This window comes from Actinokineospora sp. NPDC051303 (genome assembly GCF_055586285.1).
Genome location: NZ_JBVJIN010000014.1, coordinates 61,272 through 84,877, shown reverse-complemented (window position 1 = coordinate 84,877; position 23,606 = coordinate 61,272). Strand labels below are relative to the sequence as shown.

Annotated in this window: 17 protein-coding genes and 1 pseudogene; 12 read left to right on the top strand and 6 right to left on the bottom strand. The window is 69.2% G+C overall.

Annotation, left to right across the window (positions count from 1 at the left end; genetic code table 11):
* Positions 1 to 151: 151 nt before the first annotated feature.
* The 3 genes and pseudogenes from ACZ6SD_RS13625 to ACZ6SD_RS13615 all read left to right on the top strand — a co-directional run.
* Entirely contained in the window at positions 152 to 1,321 is a 1,170-nt protein-coding gene (locus ACZ6SD_RS13625; protein ID WP_465317249.1) for a toll/interleukin-1 receptor domain-containing protein, read from the top strand.
* Positions 1,318 to 4,422, top strand: a complete 3,105-nt coding sequence (locus tag ACZ6SD_RS13620; RefSeq protein ID WP_465317248.1) for a DEAD/DEAH box helicase — start codon at positions 1,318 to 1,320, stop codon at positions 4,420 to 4,422. Before ACZ6SD_RS13625 ends, ACZ6SD_RS13620 begins: the two co-directional genes overlap by 4 nt.
* Positions 4,419 to 4,918, top strand: a pseudogene (locus ACZ6SD_RS13615) (transposase); the annotation flags it as partial. The gene ACZ6SD_RS13620 and the pseudogene ACZ6SD_RS13615, both read left to right, overlap by 4 nt.
* Positions 4,919 to 4,993: 75 nt before the next feature.
* Here ACZ6SD_RS13615 and ACZ6SD_RS13610 read toward each other — a convergent pair.
* Together ACZ6SD_RS13610 and ACZ6SD_RS13605 are read right to left on the bottom strand one after the other, a co-directional pair.
* Entirely contained in the window at positions 4,994 to 6,229 is a 1,236-nt protein-coding gene (locus tag ACZ6SD_RS13610; RefSeq protein WP_465317247.1) for an RNA polymerase sigma factor, read from the bottom strand.
* Positions 6,226 to 6,549, bottom strand: a complete 324-nt coding sequence (locus ACZ6SD_RS13605) for a YciI family protein (protein ID WP_465317246.1) — start codon at positions 6,547 to 6,549, stop codon at positions 6,226 to 6,228. The genes ACZ6SD_RS13610 and ACZ6SD_RS13605 overlap by 4 nt, the downstream gene beginning before the upstream one ends.
* 268 nt (positions 6,550 to 6,817) lie before the next feature.
* On the opposite strand from ACZ6SD_RS13605, the gene ACZ6SD_RS13600 reads away from it, so the two are divergent.
* From ACZ6SD_RS13600 to ACZ6SD_RS13580, 5 genes are all read left to right on the top strand, one after another.
* Positions 6,818 to 9,655, top strand: a complete 2,838-nt coding sequence (locus ACZ6SD_RS13600) for a P-loop NTPase fold protein (RefSeq protein ID WP_465317245.1) — start codon at positions 6,818 to 6,820, stop codon at positions 9,653 to 9,655.
* 254 nt (positions 9,656 to 9,909) lie between these two features.
* Positions 9,910 to 11,448: an FAD-binding oxidoreductase gene (locus ACZ6SD_RS13595; protein ID WP_465317244.1), complete on the top strand. Its 1,539-nt coding sequence runs from the start codon at positions 9,910 to 9,912 to the stop codon at positions 11,446 to 11,448.
* A gap of 118 nt (positions 11,449 to 11,566) precedes the next feature.
* A complete protein-coding gene (locus tag ACZ6SD_RS13590; RefSeq protein ID WP_465317243.1) occupies positions 11,567 to 12,052 on the top strand; it encodes a hypothetical protein in 486 nt (161 codons plus the stop codon).
* A 308-nt stretch (positions 12,053 to 12,360) separates the two neighbouring features.
* Complete coding sequence (locus tag ACZ6SD_RS13585) at positions 12,361 to 14,040, top strand: hypothetical protein (protein WP_465317242.1); 1,680 nt, start codon at positions 12,361 to 12,363, stop codon at positions 14,038 to 14,040.
* 2 nt (positions 14,041 to 14,042) lie between these two features.
* The gene (locus tag ACZ6SD_RS13580) at positions 14,043 to 14,438 is read left to right on the top strand and encodes a hypothetical protein (RefSeq protein ID WP_465317241.1); all 396 of its coding nucleotides are present in this window, start codon (positions 14,043 to 14,045) and stop codon (positions 14,436 to 14,438) included.
* 116 nt (positions 14,439 to 14,554) lie between these two features.
* Here the strand turns inward: ACZ6SD_RS13580 and ACZ6SD_RS13575 are convergent, their stop codons facing one another.
* From ACZ6SD_RS13575 to ACZ6SD_RS13560, 4 genes are all read right to left on the bottom strand, one after another.
* Positions 14,555 to 16,042 (bottom strand): PLL family lectin, encoded by a 1,488-nt coding sequence (locus ACZ6SD_RS13575; RefSeq protein ID WP_465317240.1) that lies wholly within the window; start codon positions 16,040 to 16,042, stop codon positions 14,555 to 14,557.
* 19 nt (positions 16,043 to 16,061) lie between these two features.
* Positions 16,062 to 17,633, bottom strand: coding sequence for a DUF8189 domain-containing protein (locus tag ACZ6SD_RS13570; RefSeq protein ID WP_465317239.1), 1,572 nt, complete (start codon positions 17,631 to 17,633; stop codon positions 16,062 to 16,064).
* Between the two features lie 66 nt (positions 17,634 to 17,699).
* The gene (locus ACZ6SD_RS13565) at positions 17,700 to 18,668 is read right to left on the bottom strand and encodes an alpha/beta hydrolase (RefSeq protein ID WP_465317238.1); all 969 of its coding nucleotides are present in this window, start codon (positions 18,666 to 18,668) and stop codon (positions 17,700 to 17,702) included.
* A gap of 25 nt (positions 18,669 to 18,693) precedes the next feature.
* Positions 18,694 to 19,758 carry an alpha/beta hydrolase gene (locus ACZ6SD_RS13560; protein WP_465317237.1) on the bottom strand — a complete coding sequence of 355 codons (1,065 nt, stop codon included), beginning with the start codon at positions 19,756 to 19,758 and terminating at the stop codon, positions 18,694 to 18,696.
* A 209-nt stretch (positions 19,759 to 19,967) separates the two neighbouring features.
* Between ACZ6SD_RS13560 and ACZ6SD_RS13555 the strand changes: the two genes are divergently transcribed.
* From ACZ6SD_RS13555 to ACZ6SD_RS13540, 4 genes are all read left to right on the top strand, one after another.
* A complete protein-coding gene (locus tag ACZ6SD_RS13555; RefSeq protein WP_465317236.1) occupies positions 19,968 to 20,348 on the top strand; it encodes a VOC family protein in 381 nt (126 codons plus the stop codon).
* Between the two features lie 153 nt (positions 20,349 to 20,501).
* Positions 20,502 to 21,092 carry an ECF RNA polymerase sigma factor SigK gene (sigK, locus tag ACZ6SD_RS13550; RefSeq protein ID WP_465317235.1) on the top strand — a complete coding sequence of 197 codons (591 nt, stop codon included), beginning with the start codon at positions 20,502 to 20,504 and terminating at the stop codon, positions 21,090 to 21,092.
* The gene (locus ACZ6SD_RS13545) at positions 21,089 to 21,871 is read left to right on the top strand and encodes an anti-sigma factor (RefSeq protein ID WP_465317234.1); all 783 of its coding nucleotides are present in this window, start codon (positions 21,089 to 21,091) and stop codon (positions 21,869 to 21,871) included. Before sigK ends, ACZ6SD_RS13545 begins: the two co-directional genes overlap by 4 nt.
* A 35-nt stretch (positions 21,872 to 21,906) precedes the next feature.
* On the top strand, positions 21,907 to 23,508 hold the full coding sequence (locus ACZ6SD_RS13540; protein ID WP_465317233.1) for a molybdopterin-dependent oxidoreductase: 1,602 nt from the start codon (positions 21,907 to 21,909) through the stop codon (positions 23,506 to 23,508).
* The last annotated feature ends 98 nt before the right edge of the window (positions 23,509 to 23,606 follow it).

The following is a 23,606-nucleotide window of genomic DNA, read 5'->3' as shown; positions in this document are numbered from 1 at the left end:
GAGCAAACCACAGGTGAGGTCTCTCGGTCAACGTGTGCGGGCACGTTGCGGTCAATTTGGGGACAAAAACATGACACCGTCAGGTCTGGTTACGGGACTGCGGGGAGGTGTGTCTAATCTGTCGGCCTGTCGAAACAGAAAGGAGCGGGGCATGCGCTTGGCTGACGAGGTCGACCTCGCATTGACCTTGATGGACATTGGCGCACGGCGGATCGACGAAGGGCCGGATGAGGTCGTCGCGGGTGCCGTGTGTCTCAAGCGTTGGCAGGTGCACCCGGTCCCGATGGCAGACGGGGTGTTCGCGGGCCGAACCGCCCACCTGGTCAAGATCAACTATGACCTGCGACTTGACCAGGACGCCCCGCTCGCGCGCTGGTTCGAGGTCGAGTTCTCCCTGCTCGACCGCGATTCTATGATCGTCGCGGCGGTTCCGAGAGGCTCTGTGCAACCGCAACCCGCGGCGTCCTACGTGCTCAGCCGCAAACTCGAGTTCGTCCCGGTTGGCAGCGACGCGGATCTGGTCCACGTCGAACCGACCGAGGGTGCCATCCACGCCTACGGCGCCTCTGGCGACTCGGTCAGATGGCTGCACATGGCTCCCGGAAAAACCGGAGTCCGGCCGGGCTCCTATTCGGCGTGGATTGTAGTTCTCGCGCCCGTCAGGCGAGCCGAACAGGAATTCAAGGTGACCGCGCGCCTCTCCCCGGAACCCGCCTCGGGAGACGACCTCCGTCCGGTCCCCGCATCGGCTGAATTCAGTATCTCCCTGGCCGGAGAATCGTCATTCTCCGATGTCGCCGTCGTAGACGGAGGTGGCTCTGGATTTGGTCTCCCCTCGGTTGCGCCCCGCGTGTTCATCTGCTATGCCCACGAGGATGACGCGCACAAGAAAATGGTCTGGGATTTCGCCGACCTCCTGCGGAAACACGGCTTGGACCCGGTCGTGGACCGAGATCACGTGGGGACCAGGAAGGATTGGGACCACTGGGCGCTGCGCGAGATCAAGCGGGCCGATTTCCTCACCGTCATCGCGTCGCCGACATGTCGTGCGGTCGGCGACGGCGAGTACGCAGGCCCTGGTCGCGTAGGGCTCCGCAGCGAGCTGGCCGTGATCAGGAACCTGCTGGCAGAGCACCCCGAGTGGGCCGACTACGTCCTGCCCGTGGTCCTGCCCGGCCGCTCGATCAAGGAGATTCCGATGTTCCTGAGCCCGATGACCAGGGACCACTACCTTGTGGAGGCGTTGACCAGGGAAGACATCGCTTACCTGCTCAAGACGATCTCGGCGACGGAACCGTGGCAGGGGTGGGTGCGGCGGTGACCGGTGTCTTCCGCGGCCTCTTTGTCGGGATTGACAAGTACCGTGACCCGGCGTTCCAGCAACTGAGGTACGCGGGCCGCGACGCGCGCGTCCTGCACGCGCTCTTCGCGGATAACGTCCGTGGCGACCTCGTCCTCCTCCAAGACGACGACGCGACCTTGCCCAGGCTGACCGCCGAACTCGTCAGTCTCGTCGAGGTCAGTGGTGACGACGACGTCGTGGTGGTCACCTTCTCCGGCCACGGCACCCGGTCCAGGGAACTGGCTACGCAGGACGCGGACCCCCGGGCCTTCGCCGATACCGCACTGCCGCTCGCCCGGTTCGTCAACCTGGTCAAGGGCGTCCGGGCGCGCCTGCTGGTCGTCGTCCTCGACTGCTGCTTCTCCGGCAGCATGATTTCCCGGGCGTTCTTCGAGCCGGACGACGGTGTCACCGCCCGGGCGGACGAAGATGTGTGGAACGTCCTCCAGTCGCTCAACGGTGAAGGCCGGGTGTTCCTCGGCGCCTCCGCGGCGGACGAGCAGGCGTTCGAGTCCGGGCGATACGGCCACGGTGTCTTGACTTACCACCTCATCCAGGGACTGATGGGAGGGAGTGCTGTCCTCGACAGAGAGGGCAAGGTGTCCCTGTCGCGTCTGGTGACGCATGTGTTGGACCAGGTGAACGCCGAGGAGTCCGGCGCCAAGCGCCGCAGGCAGCGGCCCACCTTCGAAGGCGCGTTGTCCCTGACCAGTTTTCCCGCGCTGGTTCCCGGTCCTCGGTACGCCGAGGTCGGCGACCACCAGCAGCCTCCTCCGGTCAACAAGGACCTCATGTCGCTGACCGCTCACGGCATCCCCGAACCGGTGGCCGAGATATGGCGGGAGCGGGTCCGCAAACTCAACGACCTGCAGGTCGACGCCATCAACCGCGGTGGCCTTCTGCGTGGCTGCGGTGTGCTGGTCAGCGCGCCGACCGCGAGCGGCAAGACTCTGGTGGGCGAGATCGCCGCGGTGCGGGCCGCCGCAGACGGCGGCAAGGCGGTGTTCCTGCTGCCGAGCCGCGCCTTGGTCAACGAGCAGTACGAGTTGTTCCAGAGGACGTACGAACCGCTGGGACTGCGGGTTGTCCGCGCCACCGGCGGCCTCCGCGACCACGTGGGCGACTTGCTCACCGGCGCCTACCAGATCGCCGTGGTGACCTACGAGACCTTTATCGGCCTCTTGGCCGCGCACCCGGGCATGCTGGAACGCATCAAGGCGCTGATCGTTGACGAGATCCAGACCATGACGCTGCCTGACCGGGGTCCCCGGCTGGAGCTCCTCCTCACCAGGTTGCGCCGGGATGCCGCCCAAGGCCTGCCCACTCCGCAACTCGTCGGGCTCTCGGCCGTGCTAGGGGACCCGGACAGACTGGCAGGTTGGCTCAGCGCGGAACTCGTGTTGTTCACCGACCGCACTGTCCAGCTCGTGGAGGGTGTCCTCAGCTTGGACGGTAACTACCGGTATCGGTCGCACGGCGGGGATAAACCCGAGGTGGCAGACGCCGAATGTCAACTGGTCGCCGCCTGCGAGGACATCGACGACGCTGCCGATCGGCTGGTCGCCGAGGCCGTGGCCAAGGGCGACCGGGTGCTGGTGTTCCGCGCCACCCGCACCGCGGCCCGGGTTTTCGCCCGCAAGCTCGCGCACCGCCTCGGTCTGTCTCCCGCCATGTCCGTGCTCGCTTCCCTGCCGCAGGACGACCTCTCCCGAGTGGGGGAGGTGCTACGTGACTGCCTGGCCGGGGGTGTCGCCTTCCACAACACTGATTTGCGAGAAATTGAACAGCAGGCGGTCGTCACGGCATTCCGCGACCCGGCGGGGGAGGTCCAGGTCGTGGTCGCCACCACCACTCTCGCGCAAGGCGTGAATCTGTCGGCCGACACGGTCGTGATGTGGGAGTTGGAGCACCCGGGCAACCCCGTCCGGCCGTACACGGCGTCGGAGTACAAGAACATGGCGGGTCGCGCCGGACGGCACCGGCCCGGGCGAGCGGTCGTGCTGTCCAACGGCGGCGTCGAGACCCAGCGGATCTGGCGGGACTACATCAACGCAGGCCCTGCACCGGTCTCCTCAGCACTGCTCGCCCCGGATATCGACCTGGAAAGCCTGGCGCTCACCGTGATCAAGGATCTCGCTGGCAAACCGAGTGGCGTTGACTCGGTGGTGGATTACCTCGCCTGGACGTTCGGTGCGTTTGAACGCCGTGTGTCCACCTTGTTCCCGCACGACACCGTCCGGGCGACGGTGGCTGCACTGCGGGACGGTAGCTTTCTGACCGAAGTGGGAAACGGCTTCCAGCTCACCCCGCTGGGCGAGACCGTGGTCCGCAGTGGACTGCGGGTCACTTCGGCCCGCGTGGTGGTCGAGGCGTTGACGGCGGTCGCCGACACCGAGTTGACCCGGATGACGCTCATCGGTGTCGCGCAATTGGTCAGCGAGGCAGACGACGCGCGGTTCTCCAGGGTTTCGGTCAACTGGCAGGCCGAGTACGACAGCTTCGTTCGGCAGCTCCGCAGGCAGGACTGCGCGCCTGCGGTGGCGAAGGCGCTGCTCGGGCCCCGCACCAAGGGCGGGGCGGGGATAGGCAGGGTGCGTCGAGCCCTCGCTTGCATGATGTGGTCTGTCGGTCGACCCATGGCTGCCATCGAGCAGGCGCTGACGCTCCACATGCGTCCACAGGACGGCGTCCGCGAGCCAGGGCCGGTCGCCCATGCCGCGCAACGCACCGCCGACGTCATCCGCCCGGTCGTTGACATCGCTTTCCACCTACACCCCGATGCCGATCTTGGCGATCTCGCCCAGGTGCTGCCCTGGCAGCTTTCGCTGGGAATCGCCAAAGGCCTGGTTCCGATCGCCCGACATCTGGAGCGGACGGTCAACCGAGAGGTCTACCTGCGCCTCGCCCAAGAAGACCTCGGCGACGCGGTTTCGATCGACTCAGCCGATGCCGGATGTCTGCTCTCTTGTGCGGGCGGGTCCGCGTCTGTCGCGGACGCTATTCGCAGGGCCGCCAAAGCCGCCATTGCCGAGGCCGACCAGCCTGACCTGGACGACTTGATCGGCTTGCCGGAGGACTGAATCCCCGAGACGGCCCCTTGGGCAGCCTGGACAAGCAACTGGTCGAGCAGTTCAGGTGCTCATCCTTGATCAGGAGTCACACCACTCGTTTACAGTCTCCCAGTGAGAGAACCGACCGTAGGTCCGCCCTCGCCGCGGAATCGCCGGATCGCGGGACCGGGACTCACACAACGGCGTCCGCCCCAAGATCGTGCTCACCGATTTCGGACCCGGTGGAAATCGGCGTACCGCGCGACCACGACGCCTAGTTCGAGCCGCGGATCGTGGCCAAGCGGCAGAAGCGGCTCGTCGGCGTCAAGGCGATCCAGGTGAAGATCCGTGACGGGAAGCTGGCCGACCAGCCAATTCATGTGGCGATGGCGGTGACCTGCGAGGGTCACCGCGACATCCTGGGCTTGTGGGCGCGACGTACTGGCTGCACGTGCTTACCGAGCTGCGCGACCGCGGCGTGGCCGACGTGCTCATGCTGGTCTCCGACAGCCTGCCGGGGCTGCCCAACCTGCGCTGACCTTCAAGATCGCTTTCGGTGGTCGCCTAGCGCCGGACGCAGCTGCCCCTTTCAGAGCGGGCGTTACCGCAGTTGGTCGCGGCGGCGGGTGAGGTAGGCGGTTTCGCCGGTGTTGCCTGCTAGGGCGATGGCTTGGTCGTAGGCCGCGCGGGATTGTTGGCTTCGGCCCAGTCTGCGGAGTAGGTCGGCGCGGGTGGCGTGGTAGGCGTGATAGTTGGCCAACGGCTCGGCGATGCGGTCGATGATGGCCAGGGCGACTTCCGGTCCGTCGATCTCGGCCACGGCGACGGCTCGGTTGAGGGCGATGATGGGGGAGGGGTCGAGGCGGATGAGGTGGTTGTAGAGGGCGAGGATTTGCGACCAGTCGGTGTCGCGGATGTCTTGGGCGGAGGTGTGGACGGCGTTGATCGCGGCGAGGAGCTGGTAGCGGCCCGGGGGTGTGCCCGCGGCAGCGGCGGCCAGGCGTTCGCGCACCAGGTGGTGGCCTTCGGCGATCAGGGTGGGGTTCCAGGCGCCGCGGTCTTGTTCGTCCAGGGCGATCAGTTCGCCGTTTGGTGACACGCGGGCGGTGCGGCGGGCCTCGGTGAGCAGCATCAGCGCTAGCAGACCTGTCACCTCGCCGTTGTCCGGTAGGAGTGCGTGGGTTAGACGGGTGAGTCGGATCGCCTCGGTGGTCAGGTCGTGGCGTAGGGGATCGGTGTCGGGGCCGGTAGCCAGGTAGCCCTCGTTGAAGACGAGGAACAACACGGCGAGCACGCCGGTGACCCGAGCGGGCAGATCGTCCGCGGACGGCACCCGGTAGGGGATGCGCGCCGCTTTGATCTTGGCCTTCGCGCGGGTGATCCGTTGCCCCATGGCAGTTTCGGTCACCAGGAAGGCGCGGGCGATCTCGGGCACGGTCAGACCGCCGACCATGCGCAGCGTCAGCGCCAGGCGGGCGTCCATCGCCAGCGCCGGGTGACAGCAGGTGAAGATCAGCCGCAGCCGGTCGTCATCGATGGCGCCGAGAGGCTCGGGCGGGGAGTTGTCGTGCACCAGTTGAGCCTCCTTGTGCCTGTCGTCGCGCTTGTTCTCGCGCCGAATCCGGTCGATGGCCTTGCGAACGGCGGTGGTGGTCAGCCAGGCGCCGGGATTGGGCGGCACGCCGTCGGCCGCCCACCGCTCCACGGCGGTCGCGAACGCCTCGGCGGCCGCGTCCTCCGCGATGTCGAGATCGCCGAAGCGTCTGGTCAGGGCGGCGACCACCCGGGCCCACTCGTCGTGATAGGCCCGGGTGATCGCCGCGGCGACGTCGCTCACTGGAACGGCCGCACCTCGATCTTCCGATCGCAGACCTTCGACGCCTCGGCGGCCAGCTTGAGCGCCACATCCAGGTCGGGGGCCTCCCACACCCACAGGCCCGCGAGGTATTCCTTCGTCTCCACGAACGGACCGTCGCTGAACACCGCCTGCTCGCCCCGGTTGTCAACGACCGTCGCCGCGTCGGTGTCGGCGAGTCCGCCCGCGAAAACCCAGTAGCCCTCGGCGATCAGCCGTTCGTTGAACGCGCTGATGGCGGGCCGCCTGTCCGTGCTGCCGGGGTTGCTCTTGTCATCGATCACGGAAACCAGGTACTGCATCGGAAAATCATCTCCTATGGTGTCAGGAAAGCGTGGTCAGCCCGGTGGACCTGGATCGTGACGCCCGTCGCGTCGACCCGCGACTCGATCAGGTCCCTCGCTGTGGCGCCGCCCCGGGTGGGCGGCCTCATCCCTGCTACGAACACGGCCACCCCGATCCGACACCTCCTCCCCAACTTCTTCGCGGAACTTTTCCGGGCGTCGCGCAGCACGGGTAACGTCTCAACCACGGACCGTTACAGCGAGGCGATGGGGGACAGGCAGAACTATGGCGGCGACTCCCTCGGTAGACGAACTTGGCGTCGTCGGACGCGTGTCGTGTGCCATCGCCGTGACCGATGAGCCGTGGACGCTGGACATCGACGCGATCGTCCTGTCGGTGGGAACCGTGCTCGGGAGCCTGGCCAGCGATGTCCTGGCTGTGTTCCCGCGCGCCCGATGGCGATCGGTCAAGCTCCGCGGGATCACACCGGAACGGCCCTACCTGCTTCCTCTGACGCCGGGAGAGCGCCAAAGCGGCTTGCGGTTCGCCGTGCTCGCCTCGCCGCACGACGGCGGCGGGTCTGGGGAGGTCTCCTCGCGGTCAGTGGCCACGGCGACGAGGGCGGCTGTGCGGCTCGCCGTGAACTCTGACGCCACAGCAGTCGGGGTGCCGCTGTTGTCCACCGGAATGTTAGGCGTCGACCCGACGTCGGTCGCTCAAGCCGCGATCCAAGCCGCCTTGGACGGCGTCGACGCGCCAAGTCGGGACGTGCGCCGACTGGTGTTCATCTGCAAAGACGACGATACCGCTTCAAGCATCCGATCAACCTTGTCCAGCCAGGTCTCCTCGGACGGTCTCTCCAGCGACCTGCCTGCACCAGTCGCGCGGGCGATGGAGTTCTCCGAAACCGAACTGGCCGGAGGCATATCGAGTGACCTGGTCGACCCCAACAAGGGAATCCCGCTGTCACGCGACCACCTTGGCGTCAGCCCTTATGTGTCGATGCTGGCCACGGTGATCGCCGACAAGGCCACGCCGCTTCCGCTGTCAGTGGGCATCTTTGGTGAGTGGGGTTCGGGCAAGAGTTACTTCATGGGACTACTGCGCGAGCAGGTGAAGAAGCTCGCAGGCACCGGCAACCCCGCGTACTGCGGGCGGATCGAACAGATCGGGTTCAATGCCTGGCACTATGCGGACAGCAACCTGTGGGCCAGCCTTGGCGACGAGATCTTCCGACAGTTGGCCGAGCAAGACCCGAATCCAGCCAAACAGCGTGAGACATTGCGCGCCGCGCTGGCCGGGCGGCTGACCGAACGACGGCGATTGGAGGCGGCGACCGAGCAGGCTCGGGTCGAGATCGCCGCGTTGCAGGCCGCGGTGGATGCGGCAGTGGCTGGCCGCGAGGCCAGTGTGGGCGGGCTGATCGCGGCGTTGCGCGAGTCCGACGAGACCAGGAAGGCCGTCGACGCACTCTGGCATCTGTTGGGCGTCAACGATGAGACCGAACAGGGCAACCTCCTTGTCGAGCAGTTCCGCGGCACGCTCACCGAAGCCACGGCGCTGCGCCGGGCCCCGTGGAATCGGCGCGGCAAAATCGCGTTGGTGGCAGCGGCGGTGCTCCTGGGGATCGGCAGCTTCGGCGCGCTGCTCATTCCCTCCGCCACGGGATGGTTGGTCGGTGTCGGCGGTGCGGTCGCCGCACTCACCGGTGGTGGAATCACCGCCCTCACCGCGGCCCAGTCTGGACTGCGCAGGCTGCGTGAGCTGGCGGAAGACCTGCATTACCGAATGGAACGAGTCGCAGGGGAAGCAGCACAGCCGGACGATGTCGTGCAGACGCTGGACGCGTTGCGCCGGGCTGAGGCCGAGCAGCGGGTCGCCGAGGCGCAGCTCAACGAGGTGGTTTCCCAGGTTGGCGAGCTTGGCCGAGACCTCGCGGAGTTGACACCGGGGCGCAGGCTCTATTCATTCCTCGCCGATCGGGCCCGCCGCGACTCCTACAGCAGCAACCTCGGGCTCATCTCGATGATTCACAAGGACTTCCAGCAACTGGTCGACTTGATGAAGGACTGGCGAGAAAACGGCGATCCTGCGGATGACGACGGACCGCGGCCCGTGGAACGGATCGTGCTCTACATCGATGACCTCGACCGGTGCGGCCCCCGACAGGTTGTCGATGTGCTTCAGGCCGTGCACCTGTTGCTTGCCATGGAACTGTTCGTCGTCGTTGTCGGCGTCGACCCGCGGTGGCTGCTTCGATCGCTGTCCAGCCAGTACAACGAGATCCTTTCCGGTGACGGCGGCGCGGCGGACGCCTGGCAGACGATGCCCGAGGACTACCTGGAGAAGATCCTCAACCTCCCGATCGTGCTCCCCGAAATGACTTCGGGCAGCCTGAAGCGATTGCTCCGCTCGATGACCGAGGACGAAGCGGAAGCGCCGACCACCGCCGACGATGACCCGGACCCGGCCAGGAGCCTGCTGGATAGCGTCGAAAGGTTGGCGGGGGAGCCGGTTGACCAGACGAGCACGATGACCGTCGAAGCCGGGTCCGAAGTGGACAGACACCGGGATTCCGCGCAGCCCGTCCAGATTCCCCTCCCGCTCACCGACGACGAGCTGGATCTGCTGGGCGCGCTGGATCTTCTGGTGGACACGCCGCGGGAAGCCAAACGGCTGATCAACCTGTACCGCATGCTGCGCGCGACCCGGGACCTGTCCGAGGCATCCCGGTTTCTCGGTAAAGACGGGAAACCCGGCGACTACCAGGCGGTGATCGTGCTGCTCGGGTTGCTCACCGCGCATTCCCGACTGCTCGGCCAAGTGCTGGACACTCCGCCGGACCCGGTCACTGGCGTGCTGGGCGGCATGGTCCACCGGTCCGAGACAACCAGTTGGGCCTCTTTCGTCAGCGACTTCGAGCCGGAGAAATCCACCGGTGGCTGGACCAACCGGATCGTCGGCGCGCTGCCAGACGACGAAGTGCGGCACTGGGTTCGGCTGCACGGCGGACTGACTCGGCTGTCCGGCAACGTCGCGCTCACGAACCTGGTCCACTTCCAACTCTGGGTGCCGCGAATCCGCCGCTTCTCTTACGTTCTCTCATCGCCAACCAGCTCATAGGCGCGGGCGCGCCACCCCGCTGACACCGCGCCGGTCGGTCACCCGAACTGAGCATGTCATGCGAAATCGGATGAACCTGTCGACCCGCATGGCTGAACAGCCTTCCGAAGCGCGGCCGCGTGTGGGGACGCTGATGGGCGAGCGGGCGTCTCGCGTGCCGCGCCTGTCATGGACCCAACCTGTCGGATCACGCTGGCAGGCCCGGTGAATCTTGTGCGGGCGGTGTCAGAGCCCAAGCAGTGAAGGAGAAAACCATGCCGGTCAACCGGAGGACTGTGCTGAGCGCTGGTGCCGCCACCGCCGCCGCGGTGGCCTTGGGATACGGCGCCTCTCCAGCGGCAGCCGATTCCACGCTGGACGCGGCCGCCTGGCGTGAGCTGAGCCGAGCCCTCAGTCCGGCCGCCCGGCTGTCCGACCCTGGTGCGCGGGGCACGCTGGACTGCCCTCCGGTGGACAACCAGCGTTACGCTTTGCCGCCGCCTGCCCAGGAATTGGCGTGCGCGACCGAGCAGGATGTGCAGGCCGCCGTGCGCTGGTGTGCCAAGCATGGGGTGCCGTTCCGGCTTCGCTCGGGCGGGCACAACTACGCCGGTTACTCGACCACCACCGGACTGGTGATCTGTCTGCGGCCCATGCGCTGGTTGCGCAGGCAGGACCGGCGGTTGCACCTCGGTGGCGGCGTGACCAATTCCGACGTGTACGCCGTCCGCGGCGCGGGCCTGTACTTCCCCGGCGGACGTTGCCCCGGCGTCGGCGTGGCCGGGCTGACGCTCGGCGGCGGACTCGGCTTCAACGACCGCAAATGGGGTTTGACCTGTGACCGGCTGGTCGAGACCCGAGTCGTGCTGGCCGACGGGAGCTTGGTGCGCGCCAGCGAGAAGGAGAACGCCGACCTCTTCTGGGCGTGCCGTGGCGGGGCGGGCGGAAACTTCGGCGTCAACACCGCCTTCGTTTTCGACGCGGTGCCGGTGGACCACTTGCGTGCCACCGTTTTCTCCCTGACCTTCGGCTTGGGCTCTGCCGTGGCGGTGATGGACGAACTGCAGCACCTGCTCGACACCGACCAGACCCACTCCCTCGACGTCCGGGTCGGGTTCCGCCACGCGCGCGACGGCAGCACTTCCCTTCAGGTGCTCGGACAGCGCCTCGGCGCCGAGGACACCCTGCGCCACCTGTTCACCGGGCTGGTGAAACTGCACCCGTCCCAGTCCGTCATCCGCGAGCTCAAGTTCTGGGACGCCCAACACTTTTTGATGGACGTCCCAGGCCCGAGGGAGTGCTACGCCTCGAAATCTCTCGTTCCCGCCAGTCGGCTGCCCAGGAACGCGGTGGCCGAGATCAGCGAATGGACCCGCACCTGGGAGCCAGGTCCGGCGAAAGCGGATGGTTACGTGACTCTGTTCGCGATGGGCGGCGCCAGCGCCGAGCTTCGGTCGGACGAGACCGCCTACCCCCACCGCGACGCGACCTTCATCATCGACATCGGCGCCCGATGGGCGTCCGGCCCCTCGATCGACCAGACGCCCCCAGGGCTGGAGCGACTCCGCGCCCTGCACAGCACCCTGCGCCGCGACCTGAACACCAACGCCGCCTACGTCAACTTCCCCGATCCCGATCTGCGCGACTGGCAACACGCCTATTACGGCGCCAACTACGAACGCCTGGTTCGGGTCAAGCGCCGCTACGACCCCGCCAACCGATTCCGCTACCCCCAGTCCATCGGCACCCTCAAAGCCGAGGCGACAGCGCACCCCGCGCACTCCGGCGGCCGCCCGACCGTCCAAACCAGGTAACCAAAGCACCGACCCACACCGCCATGGCACCATGAGACCGGGTGCACCCCGTCCTTCCCGGCCAAGATTCGGCGCCCACGCTTGAGCAGTTGGCCTGGATCGTGGAACGGTGGGGCACGTGGAGACCGACACGCTTCGCTGTTCGGTGTCCGAGCTCATGGCGACGTTCCGCCAGGCGCTGGTGGCCCTTGTCCCGACCGCGGATCGCCTGAGGATGAACTGGCGTGACGAATGCCAGCACCGCGACTGGGAACGCATGGCCGAAGCCGTGTTCGACGCCTGCGTCCGCGGACCGATCGAGGCGGACGCGGGCAACCGAACAGGCGAACTGCCCCTTCCCCGCTATGACATCGATGAATCGTCCTACTTTCGGCGCAGTTGGATTCGAGCGGGGACCACGACGGATTCGTCTCCGGTGGTCCTGATCAGGCTCGTTACTGACCGCGAACCTTTCGACACCGTTCAGGGCGTCAAGCTCGATTCGAGAACGTTCGCTCCTGTGGAACGAGTTTCCCTGCCGTTCGGCGAATGCCACTTCACGTTCGTCCGCAGGTCTGGCGGAGAACCGGATGAGGTAATCGACGAGATCGAGGCCGCCGACTGACTCCGGGTGGATGGAGTCCGTTTGGCGGTGCTACTCCATCGGTGAGATCAGTAGTCTGGGGTGTGGTTACGAATAGACGGTATTTCTGTGGTTCTGGAGTGTGGTCGTGCTAGGGGCGGGTCGGGGTGGCCGCCTGTGCGTTCGTAGGGGCGCGGGTGGGGCAGCGTCGCATAGCGGGATACGGACACATCCGGCTCGATTTCGTCACATTTCATAGCGGCGGGGCGATCGACGGGGAGTCCGGGGCCTAGCGGCAGGTGTGCTGGCGGGACAACGGATGTGAGCACTTCGCGGCGCGTGAGGAGACCATGGCAGGCGACGACACGACCCGATACCTGTGCGCCGCGGCGCATGTCGACCCCGACTTCGCCGACCGGGCGATTCGGGAGTTCCTTGTCGAGCCGACCCGGCCGGTGGCGCCGTCGCCGGGGGTGGACGCGGGCGCTGTGCTCAGTGAGGCCGTCGCGGCGCGGGCCAGGCGCAAGATCGTGGACAGCGCCGTGATCGTGTTGGCGGTCCTCGCCCTGTTCGCGATGCCGGGCGTCCTGCTGGGGATCTGGCTCGTGATCGCGGTCGCGACGGCGTTGCCGGGGATGGCCAGCCGGACGAAGGACGCTGTCCAAGAGCGGTCAGCCGCGCCGTTGTTGGCCGCCGGGGCGGTGCTGCTGCTTGTGACTCTCTTCGCCGAGCCCCTCGGCGAGATCTTCGAGGAGCTGTTCGAGTCCAGCGGCGGTTCGTCCGGATACGACTACGACGACTACTACCCCGACAGCTCCGACAGTTCCGTCACGGTTGTGCTGACCGTGTTGCTGTTGCTCGCGTTCCTCGGCGTCCTGCTCGCCGACCGGGTCGTGGTGTGGCGGCTGATGACGATCACGTTCCAGCGCGGCGCGCGACCGGTCACGAACCTGGACGGGCGCGCGATCTTCCAGTACGCGCCGCCGCGGTGGCTGGCGCGGTTGCGGCAGCGCTACCTCGCGCCGCAGCCGCATGCCGCCCCCGACCCGCAGGACGAGACCGGCACGCCCGCGCAGGTGGTGGTCCACCGCGGCTACAACCCGTTCGTGGGAGCGGGAAGCCCGTTCGACCCGTGGTCGATCGCCGTCCCGCTGGTGCGCGACCCGGACAGCGAAAGCACAACGGTGCTCAACTCCGCGCTGCTGTACGAGGCGATCACCGCTGAGGTCGCGAAGCTGCGGCAGTCCGTGCCGCTGGCCCCCGGCGGACGCCTCCGCGCGCTGACCCTCGACCATCAGGTGATCGTCTCCTCCAGCGAGCTGATCGACCACATCGCCGAGCCCGAGTCGCCCCAGTTCCTCTACAGCGCAGGCTACGCGCCCTACGACCTGCTCAGCGGACGGCGGACCCTGGCGCTGCGCGACGAGCCGCTGGAGTGGGCGCGCTACTACCAGTGCTTCCGGGTCGAGAGTTGGGACCGCGACCTGGTGACGTCGGTGTTCCTGCACGTCGCGATGGACGAGTCGATGCTCTACGTCGAGTGGACGCCGTGCGTGCTTTTCCCCATCGACAAACGGTTCCAGAGCATCGACACCGTCTCCCGGTCCCCGTGGCGGCCGATCAAGCAGGCACTGGCAGACCTGGTGCGGCTGCCCGCGTCGCTGCCCGGCCGGGTCAGCCGGACCCTGCGGCTGATCAGACCCGCCAAGGACGGCGCGGGCGTGGTCAACTCGGACAAGTACGGGTCCCTGCACAGCTTGCGGGAACTGGCGCAGGACACCGTGGTGCACAACTACTTCCAGCTGACCGACACCGAGCGCTATGTCAAGCTCATGGAGGGCAGGCTGGTGCTCGCGGTCCGGGAGACCATGCGCGACGCAGGCTACTCGTTGGCCTCGTTCGAGGAACAGGCCGCCGCGATGGTCAACAACAACATCCGCATCGAGGGCTCGGTGACCGGCAACATCGTGACCGGCAGCGGGAACACGGTGGGCGGCGTCCGGCCGGGCGCGTCGAACAGGAAGGGCTGAGCATGGACAAGGCGCGCGAGCCCGGCGGCGGCATCTCCGTCGGCGGCGACATGACCGGCAACATCGTCACCGGCGACCGCAACCACGTCGGCGGCGTCGTGATCGGCGCGGGCCCCGACCGCGAGCGGCTGCTCCTGCTCCTTGACGAGTTGGGGGAATTGCTCGCCCAAGCCCCGGAGTCACCCGAGCGCGCCGTGGCGGTGGACGCGCTCGGCGACGTGCGGGACGAGGCCGGGAAACCCGCCGCCGAGGCCGAGCCCGGGTTCGCCCGCAGGCGCTGGGCGAAGGTGCGGGAACTGATCACCGGCATCGCCGCGACGACCGGCGACGTCGCCGCGGTGAGCGGCAACGTCGCGGCGGTCAACGACGCCGTCACGGCCGTGTTCGGGGCGGGCTGAGCCCGGGCATCGCCTGTGGCGCCAGAAGAAGAGACGCCACGTTCAGCGTAAATGCCTGCTGGTTCCCGCCACCCGGGAACCAGCAGGCATCGCCCTTATGGTGACTCGGCACCCGGTTACCGCAGAACCGGCCCGCCCACGGACGTCCAGGCCGACCACTGGCCGCTGGGCGCCAGTTGGTAGCGGCCGCCGAGCGGGCCGTGCGGCGAACCGGCGAGCACCTCCAGCCGACCGTCCACATTGGTGCCGACGTCGAGCCCGGACACGCCCGGGCCGAACCGTTCCCAAGACGACCAGCCGGACCCGTTCTCCCAGCGATGGTGGACCGACGCGCCGTCGCCCGCGAAGACCTCCATCCTGCCGTCCGCGTTGCGTCCGATGTGGACGGTCGCGCGCGGTGGCCCGCCGAAGCCCGCCCACGGCGACCAGGAGCCGTTCGGGCCCTGCTGGACGCGGTGGTGCACGCCGGAATCACCTGAGGCGACCAGGCCGAGCGATCCGTCCGGGCGCCTGCCGATAGCCAGGTCGGTCACGCCGGGCACCGCGCCGAACACCTCGAACTCCGGCTGCCACCCGCCACTTGGCGTGCTCTGGGCGCGTCGGTGCACGGTTCCCGCCGCCGCGGCGAACACCTGGAGTCGGCCCGCGGCGTCGCGGCCGGTGGCGATCGCGGAGTCGGCCGGGCCGCCGAAGGCGGTCCAGCCGGACCAGTCGCCGCCGGGGGCGGTCTGCCAGCGGTGGAAGATCCCGACCGGGCCGCTGGCCAGGATTTCCAGCCTGCCGTCGGCGTTCTGGGCCAGGGTCATGCTGTGCGCGGCGGTGCCGAAGGATTCCCAGGCGCCCCAGACGTTCGGCGCGGACTGCGCCCTGCGGTCCACCCGTCCCTCGCCCGCGGCGAACACCTCCAACCGGCCATCGGCCGACCGCGCCGACACCACCCGGCCGCTGGCGTGCGGGTGCGCCCCTCGGCGGGACCCGTTCCACAGCGCGTCGGCGATGATCACCGCGTCGCCCGCCTCCACCTCGTACCGGTAGCGCTCCGATTCGAGGTTTTTCTGGACCTGCCCGGCGACCTTGCCGATGGACTCGTTGTTCCACGACCCGCCGGGGAACTCCCGCTCCATGCCGTCGAGGAAGCTGTTGGTGGCGTAGACCGGGTCGACGCACTGCGCGGGCTCGCACCACCCCATGCTCGGCCGCTGCTGGAACAGCCCAAGCGAGTCGTAGTCGACCGCCTCGGCGTAGTTCCTGATCGTGGACTCCACGATAGTCGTGGAAATGGCGATGGCCGCGGCCTTCGGATTCAGCCCGCGATCCCGGACCGCCTGCACGACAACCCGCGCGCACGACATCCGGTAGGCGTCGAGATAGCCCGCCATGGTGTTGCGCAGCCGCGGATTCAGCTCGTCGGCGAGCTGGGCGTCCGATGTGGACGGACCGGCCGAGTCGCAGGGCAGAGTGGCGATCCGGGCGGACACATTCTGCGGCGCCAATTCCGGCTCGTCCGGCGCCGCCATCGCGACCGACGCGGCGAGCGCGGTGACGGTCGCCGCGATCCCCCCGACGACGACCGATCTGGTTAACGCGCCTCTGGTGATCCCCATGGTGTTCCCCCTTGTCGTCTCACTGGACCACCGGTCCCGCCGTGCCGCTGACCCAGAACCAGTCGGACCAGGTGGCGAAGCCGTTCTGCCACCGGTGGAAGACGCCCGCGCCGCTGGTGGCGAACACCTCCAGCCGCCCGTCCGCGTTGGTGGCCGCGGTGATCTCCGCGCCGCCGGTGCCGAAGTTGGCCCAGTCGCTGTAGGGGGCGTTGATCCCGGTCTGCCAGGCGTGTTGGGCCACATCGCCGTTGATGGCGAAGACCTCGACCCGCCCGTCCGCGGTGCGCTCGCTGGTGAGCTGCGCGTTGGCCGGACCGCCAGTGCGTTCCCAGCCCGACCACGAGGTCGGGTTGGGCTGGTAGCGGTGGAACACGCCGACCGGGCCGGACGCGAACACCTCCACCCGGCCGTCGGCGTTGTGGTCGACCGTCAGATCGTGTCCGCCGCCGCCGAAGTTCTCCCACGCCGACCAGCCGCCGTTGACCGCGGTCTGGTACTGGTGCTCGAACACGTCTCCGTTGAGCGCGAACACTTCCAGGCGGCCGTCGCGGGCCTTCTCCAGCTCCAGCCGGGCGAAGGCGGGGCCGCCGCCGGTCGACTCCCAGCCGGACCAGCCGCCGCTGGGGGCGGTCTGATACCGGTGGAACACCCCGACCGGGCCGGAGGCGAACACCTCGATCCGGCCGTCGGCGTTGGCGCCAGCGGCGATGTCGCGCCCGCCGCCGCCGAAGTCCGACCAGCCGGACCAGCCGCCGGACGGCCCGGTCTGGTACAGGTGCTGGAAAATGTCGCCGTTGATGGCGAGCAGTTCCAGCCGCCCGTCCGCGTTCGGGGCGATGGCCAGTTCCGCGCCGCGCGGCCCGCCCGTGAACTCCCAGTGCGACCAGCCGCCGTTCACCGCGGTCTGCCAGGCGTGGTGCACGCCATCGGCTCCGGCCGCGAAGACCTCAAGCCTGCCGTCCGCGGACCGGGCCGACACGACCCGGCCCGACTCGGCGGGAAACGCGCCGACCCCCGGCGGGGTGTCGATGACCTTCTTGTAGCGGTAAGGCTTCGCGGTGAACCGCCCACCGCTCGTGGTGTAGTTGATCGGCCGCTCGTAGCGGACCGCGCCCGCGCCGCCCATCTCCTCCATGGTCGAGAAGCGGGTGTGCGCGGCGTTGGCCCAGCCGGTGAACAGCACCACGTGCCCGGCGTCGCCGCCGGTGCCCGCGCCGAGGGTGCCCACGACGTCGCCGGGGCGCAGGTCCTCCCAGCCGATCGGGTCGAGGAACTCGGGCAGGCTCACCGTGTTGGGAGACCAGGACAGGTGCAGCGCCATGGACACGAAGCCGGAGCAGTCCGTCCGGTAGATTTTGCCCTGCGGGTCCGGGTATTCGCCGCCCATGTCGTAGGGGACGTTCTGGTCCACCCAGAACTCGGCGCGGCTGAGGATTTCGGCGCGGGTGATCGGTCCGTCCACAGCGGACTCGGCGGTGGCGGTGGGCGCCGCGGCGACGGTGAGGCCAGCCAGGCCAAGCACCACCGCCAACAGCGCGGAAACCGGCCGTGCGGAGCGAGACCGCACGCGTCGGGTGATTCGGAGTCTCATTCTTACCCCAGAGGTGAAGGCGGCGTTCCGCGTCACGGAACGCCGCCGGTCGGAAAGCGGATTTCGTTACGGGTGCCAGAGAACGTTCATCATCGTCGGAAGCTCGTGGCCGATTCCGTTGCGCGCCACGCAATCGATCCAGTGGCCGCAGTCGTACTGGACCATCCAGCTGTTGCCGATCCCGCTGCCCAGCAGGTGCTGGTGGAACTCGTAGGTCAGCCGGTGCGCCTGCGCCTCAAGCAGGTCGTCGTGCCGGGTGCCCGCGTACAGCACGGTGTGCACGTCGCCGAGGCCGCTGACCCGGTGCCACGGGTTGTTGAAGCCCCACGACCCGTCCCCCGGCGCCCCGAACGGCCCGTCCAGCGGGAAGTTGTGCAGCTGCATCGACCCGGTCACCGCGGTGCGCATCCTCGGGTCCTCCAGGTGGTAGCCGCCGGACATGCCGATCGCCATCCGGAACAGCCACGGCCGGTGCGTCGCGTGCCGGATCGCGGTGAAGCCGCCCATGGAGAAGCCCGCGATGGCGCGGCCCTCACGGGCCCGGATGGTGTTGAGGTTCTCGTCCACCCACGGGATCAGCTCGTCCAGGTGGAACCGGTCCCACTGCTGCGCGCCCGCGGACTGGTTGACCCAGTTCGTGCCCCAGCCCGCCAGGCCCGCCTCGGCCGTGATGGTGATGATCGGGTACCCGTGCGTGACCTCCTCGATCCGCGCCTCGTTGTGCCAGGCGCCCGGCCCCTGACCACGCCCGTGGAACAGGTACAGCACCGGGTAGGCGAGGTTCGGGTTGTAGCCCGAGGGCAGCGTGACGACCACGTCGTGGAACTGCCAGCCCAGGGCGCGGGTGTCCACCGAGTTCGTGTGGATGTTGATCACATAGGTGCGATCCGTGGTCTGCATGACATTGCGCACTTCGATTCCGTGCGCGGAGAAGAAGTCCGGCGGCGCCGCCGCCGCGGTCGAGGCCGTCGTCAGCGCGGCGACCAGGGTGGCGAACAGGGCGAGCACGAGCGTGATCGCGCCACGTCGTTTCATGATTGTCCTCCGAGGAAGTCCGGGATCAGGGGTGCTGGAGCCGGGCCATGATCAGCGACACGAAGTGGTTCATGTCCGCCTGCAGGCAGGCCTGGTTGTTGTGTTCGCCCAGGCACCCGGGCGCCCACTGTCCGCCGCCGCGGTAGTTGACGAACTCGTGCGCGATGCCAGCGCTGGTCAGGAACTGCGAGGTCACGATGGCCGTCTCCACGGCCCCGGCCTCCACCTGGGCCAGGATCGGGTCGGCGGCGGGGTTGGTGCCGTCGCCGGTGTAGAGCGCCACGCCCATGCCGCGCAGCGGCGCGACGTGCTGCGCCGGGCTCTGCGCGTTCCAGACCCCGTCCAGCGGCCAGATCGGCGGGCCGAAGATCGCGGCTGGGTCGACGGCAGGCGTGCCGTAGATGGCCAGTTGCGTCGTGCCCACGACCGCGGTGCGCAGCTTTTGGTTGAGCAGGTCGAGCCCGCCCGAGAAGCTGCCCACGTAGCCGAACAGGTCCGGCCGGTGCTCGGCGTAGTGGAACGCGCCGAAGCCGCCCATCGAGTGGCCGGAGATGGCCCGGCCTTCCTTGGTCGGAATCGTGCGGAGGTTGGCGTCGATGAACGGGATCACCTGGTCGAGGTGGAAGTTCTCCCAGTTCTGCTTGCCGAGCCCGCCCGGGTTCACCCAGTTCGAGTACCAGCCGCGGCCGCCGCCGTTGGGGGTCACGGTGATCACCGGGACGCCCGCGGTGGCCCGCTCGACGATCTCCTTCTGCCGGGGGCTGTTCGGGATGTCCCCGCCGCCGTGGAGGGTGTAGTGCACCGGGTACCGGGTGACCCCGTCGTAGCCTTCCGGGAGCGTCACCAAGATCACGTGCTCGCCCGAGACCTGGCCCGGCAGCACCGTGAACTCCGGCACCTCGGCCGTGCGCACGCTGAACGCGAACGTCCGCTGGCCCTCGGCCCACACCGGCTGGCGGACCACCTGGAGCCCGAAGCCGTCGACCAGTCGCGGCGGCGCGGTGTCGGCGTGCGCGGCGGGCACGACAGCCGTCAGCGCGGCCGCCACGGCGCCGAGCAGCGCCCAGCGGATTCTCTGAAATCTCTTCATATGTCCCCCTTGTGTCGCCCGCGCCGAGCGGGCAGACCTGACGTGAGCTGAGCATTCGGACCAGCCGGTCCCGCTGCCAGGCCACGGCACCGGCCATATCTGGCCGGGCCCCGCCACCAGGGAAAACAGTCGCGGGCGCGGCCCAGGACGCCGATCCGGCGAGCCAAATCCGCTGGCGCGGGCACCCGGCCCGCGGCTAGGTTTCGCCCATGGCGTGCCGGATCAGCGAACTCGTGCTCGGCTGTCGCGACCCCGAGGCGCTGGCGCGGTTCTGGTGCGCGGTCCTGGACTTCGTCGTGCTCGACCGCGAGGACGACGGCTCGGTGGAGATCGGACCGCGAGAGGGGTTCGGCGGACCGCAGCCGACGATCATCCTCAGCCGCCGGGACGAGCCGGAGCCAGGCAAGTCCCGGCTGCACATCGACGTCAACGCCACCGACCGCGACCAGGACGCCGAGTTGCGGCGCCTGCTGAGCCTCGGCGCGCGCCCGGCCGACATCGGCCAGACCGGCGATGAGTCGTGGCACGTCCTGGTCGACCCGGAAGGCAACGAGTTCTGCCTGCTCAAGGCCCGCCTCGATCCACTCTGACGCGGCCCGTCGAGTCGCCCCCGCGTCAAATCGCGCCCACGGGGCATCCCTCGCCGAAGACGGCCAATCCGACCCGCGACCGGCTCCGAAGCACCAGCGACGACGCGCGCCGCTGTCCGGCGCGCGGGCCGTCGACGGGCAGAGAGGAACGGGATGGCTGGGCGCGAGCGCGGGCTGCGGTCGGTGGCCGCCGCGGACGAGGTCACCGCGGACGAGTTGCTGTGCCGGGTGGCGCGCGGTGACGAGACGGCCTTCGAGCGGCTCTACGGCGTGGTGGCGGGCAAGGTGCTGGGCCTGGTCCTGCGGGTTTTGCGGGACCACGCGCAGTCCGAGGAGGTCACCCAGGAGGTGCTGGTCGAGGTGTGGCGCACCGCGGGCCGCTACGACCCGAACCGGGGCAGCGCCCTGGCGTGGGTGCTGACGATGGCGCACCGCCGGGCGGTGGACCGGGTCCGCTCCGCGCAGGCCGCGACCCGGCGGGAGGATCTCGCCGCCCGCCGCGACGCCGAGACGCCGTTCGACGCGGTCAGCGAGCAGGTCGCCGCGCGGATCGAGCGGCGGCAGGTCCAGCGGTGCCTGACGACGCTGACCGAGGTGCAGCGGGAGTCCATCCTGCTGAGCTACTTCCGCGGCCACACCTACGCGGAGACCGCTTCGGTGCTGGGCATCCCGCTGGGCACGGTGAAGACCCGGATGCGCGACGGACTGATCCGGCTCCGTGACTGCCTTGGGGTGACCCGATGACCGAGAACACCAGGCCGAACAGCGCGCCAGCCGAGGCCCACACGCTGATCGGCGCGTACGTGCTCGACGCCGTCTCCGACGCCGAGCGCCTGCTGTTCGAGGAACACCTGGCGGGCTGCCCGAGTTGCGTGCGGGAGGTCGACGAACTGCGCGAGACCAGCGCCCTGCTGGGCGGCTCGGACACCGTCGAGCCGCCCGCCGACCTGCGCGCGCAGGTGCTGGCGGCGGTGGCGCGCACTCCCCAGCGGCCGCACGAGACCGATCACCCGCCGGTGGCCGAGGGCGACGGCCGGTCCGCCCGCCGAGCCGGGTGGCCGTGGCGGGTGGCCGCGGCGGCGGGGATCGCGGCCGCGGTGGTGCTCGGGGTCCAGGCCGTCGAGGCGAACCGCAGCGTGGAGCGCCAGCGGCAGGCCATCGAGCAGGCCGACGACCACAACGCCGAAATCGGCCGGTTGCTGGCCGCGCCGGACGCCAAACTGGTCCGCGGCGAGGTGAGCGGCGGCGGCACGGGAACCGTGGTCGCCTCGCCCGGCACCGGGCAGGTGCTGTTCCTGGCCCAGGACCTGCCGCGGCTGCCGGAGGACCGCGCCTACCAGTTGTGGCTGATCGGCGCGGACGGGCCGCGCCCGGCCGGACTGCTCACCGGAACCGGCGGACAGCCCAGCCCGCTGCTGGCGGGTGGGTTCACCGGGCGGGAAGCCGTCGGCCTCACCGTGGAACCGCGCGGGGGCTCAGCCCGGCCGACGACCCCGACCATCGTGGTCCTTCCCCTGGTCTGAGCAATCCGCGGGGGTGTCGGCTCCGAATACCGGAGGTGACCGCACCCAGGAAGAAAACCGATCCCGTGGCGCGGCTGCTGCCGCGGTGGGCAGCCGCCGCCGTCGGCGTCGTCGCGGTGGCGGCGGCGCTGGCCGCCGGGCACCTCGCCGCCGCGCTCACCGACCCGCTGGCCTCCCCGCTGCTGGCCGTCGGCAACACCGCGATCGACCTCACGCCGCACCCGGTGAAGGACTTCGCGATCCGCGCCTTCGGTGAGAACGACAAGGCCGTCCTGCTCGCGGGCATGGCCGTCGTCATCGCCGTCGCGGCGGCGACCGCGGGGCTGCTGTCCCGGCGCGGCCCGCTGCCGGGCACGGTCCTGGCGGCCGCGCTCGGCGCGCTCGGGATCGCCGCGGCGCTCGCCCGGCCGACTCTCGGCGCGCTCACCCTGCTCGCGCCGCTGGCCAGCCTGGTCGTCGGCGTCGCGGCCTTCCGGTGGCTGCACGCCCGCGCGCCCCGGCTCGCCGTGCCCGCACCCGATCCCGAGCCCGATGCCCAGGTCCGTCCGGTCGACTGGCCGGTCCCCGGCTTGGGCCGCCGCCGGTTCCTGGTGACCTCCACCGCGGTCGCCGCCAGCGCGGGCGCGGCGGCCGTGGCCGGGAACGTCATCGGCGGCGGAGCCGACGTGGCGGCTTCCCGGAGCGCCATCCGGCTCCGACCCGGCACGTCCGCGCCACCCATTCCGGCGGGCGCGGACTTCGCCGCCGCGGGCACCCCCGCCTTCATCACCCCGAACGCAGACTTCTACCGGGTGGACACCGCGTTGTCGGTGCCCCGGGTGCCCGCGCGGGACTGGCGGCTGCGCGTGCACGGCCTGGTCGACCGCGAGCTGGTGCTCACCTACGACGACTTGCTGGGCAGACCGCTGGTGGAGAAGACGATCAGCCTGTGCTGTGTGTCCAACGAGGTCGGCGGCCCCTACATCTCCACCGCCAACTTCATCGGCGTGTCCCTGCGCGACATCCTCGCCGAGGCGGGTGTCCGGCCGGGCGCGGACCAGTTGGCGACGCGCAGCGTGGACGGCTGGACCTGTGGGACCCCGGTTGAGGACATCATGCGGCCCGACAGCGGCGCGCTGCTGGCCATCGGTATGAACGGCGAGCCGCTGCCCATCGAGCACGGCTTCCCCGCGCGGATGGTCGTGCCCGGCCTGTACGGGTTCGTCTCGGCGACGAAATGGCTGGTCGGCGCGGAACTCACCACGTTCGCCGACTTCGACGCCTACTGGGTCAAACGCGACTGGGCGCGCCGCGCGCCGATCAAGACCATGTCGCGCATCGACCGGCCCAGGGCCTTCGAGCAGGTGCCCGAGGGCCGGTTCGTCGCGGCGGGAGTGGCCTGGGCGCAGCGCAGGGGAATCGACCGGGTGGAGGTCCGGGTCGACGGCGGCCCCTGGCTGCCCGCCACGCTGAGCACCGAAGTGAACATCGACACCTGGCGCATGTGGCGCGCGGAGGTCGACCTTTCCTCGGGCTCGCACACGCTGGAGGTCCGGGCCACCGACCGCACCGGCCACACTCAGACCAGCGACCGGGCCGAGCCGATTCCCGACGGCGCCAGCGGCTGGCACGCCATCGCCTTCACCGCCCGGAAATGACCGAAGGTTTCTTGCCAATCAACCAATCCGCCGCCGCGACCGCGCCGAATCACCGATGACAAGCCCGGAAGCACAGTTCCCGGCATACGTCCACAAAG

What these genes read in the sequence shown, in the direction of transcription:
- ACZ6SD_RS13625 (WP_465317249.1), top strand. Translation starts at nt 152, where the DNA reads ATGCGCTTGGCTGACGAGGTCGACCTCGCATTGACCTTGATGGACATT.
- ACZ6SD_RS13605 (WP_465317246.1), bottom strand. Translation starts at nt 6,549, where the DNA reads ATGCAGTACCTGGTTTCCGTGATCGATGACAAGAGCAACCCCGGCAGC.
- ACZ6SD_RS13600 (WP_465317245.1), top strand. Translation starts at nt 6,818, where the DNA reads ATGGCGGCGACTCCCTCGGTAGACGAACTTGGCGTCGTCGGACGCGTG.
- ACZ6SD_RS13595 (WP_465317244.1), top strand. Translation starts at nt 9,910, where the DNA reads ATGCCGGTCAACCGGAGGACTGTGCTGAGCGCTGGTGCCGCCACCGCC.
- ACZ6SD_RS13585 (WP_465317242.1), top strand. Translation starts at nt 12,361, where the DNA reads ATGGCAGGCGACGACACGACCCGATACCTGTGCGCCGCGGCGCATGTC.
- ACZ6SD_RS13580 (WP_465317241.1), top strand. Translation starts at nt 14,043, where the DNA reads ATGGACAAGGCGCGCGAGCCCGGCGGCGGCATCTCCGTCGGCGGCGAC.
- ACZ6SD_RS13575 (WP_465317240.1), bottom strand. Translation starts at nt 16,042, where the DNA reads ATGGGGATCACCAGAGGCGCGTTAACCAGATCGGTCGTCGTCGGGGGG.
- ACZ6SD_RS13570 (WP_465317239.1), bottom strand. Translation starts at nt 17,633, where the DNA reads ATGAGACTCCGAATCACCCGACGCGTGCGGTCTCGCTCCGCACGGCCG.
- ACZ6SD_RS13565 (WP_465317238.1), bottom strand. Translation starts at nt 18,668, where the DNA reads ATGAAACGACGTGGCGCGATCACGCTCGTGCTCGCCCTGTTCGCCACC.
- ACZ6SD_RS13560 (WP_465317237.1), bottom strand. Translation starts at nt 19,758, where the DNA reads ATGAAGAGATTTCAGAGAATCCGCTGGGCGCTGCTCGGCGCCGTGGCG.
- ACZ6SD_RS13555 (WP_465317236.1), top strand. Translation starts at nt 19,968, where the DNA reads ATGGCGTGCCGGATCAGCGAACTCGTGCTCGGCTGTCGCGACCCCGAG.
- sigK (WP_465317235.1), top strand. Translation starts at nt 20,502, where the DNA reads ATGGCTGGGCGCGAGCGCGGGCTGCGGTCGGTGGCCGCCGCGGACGAG.
- ACZ6SD_RS13545 (WP_465317234.1), top strand. Translation starts at nt 21,089, where the DNA reads ATGACCGAGAACACCAGGCCGAACAGCGCGCCAGCCGAGGCCCACACG.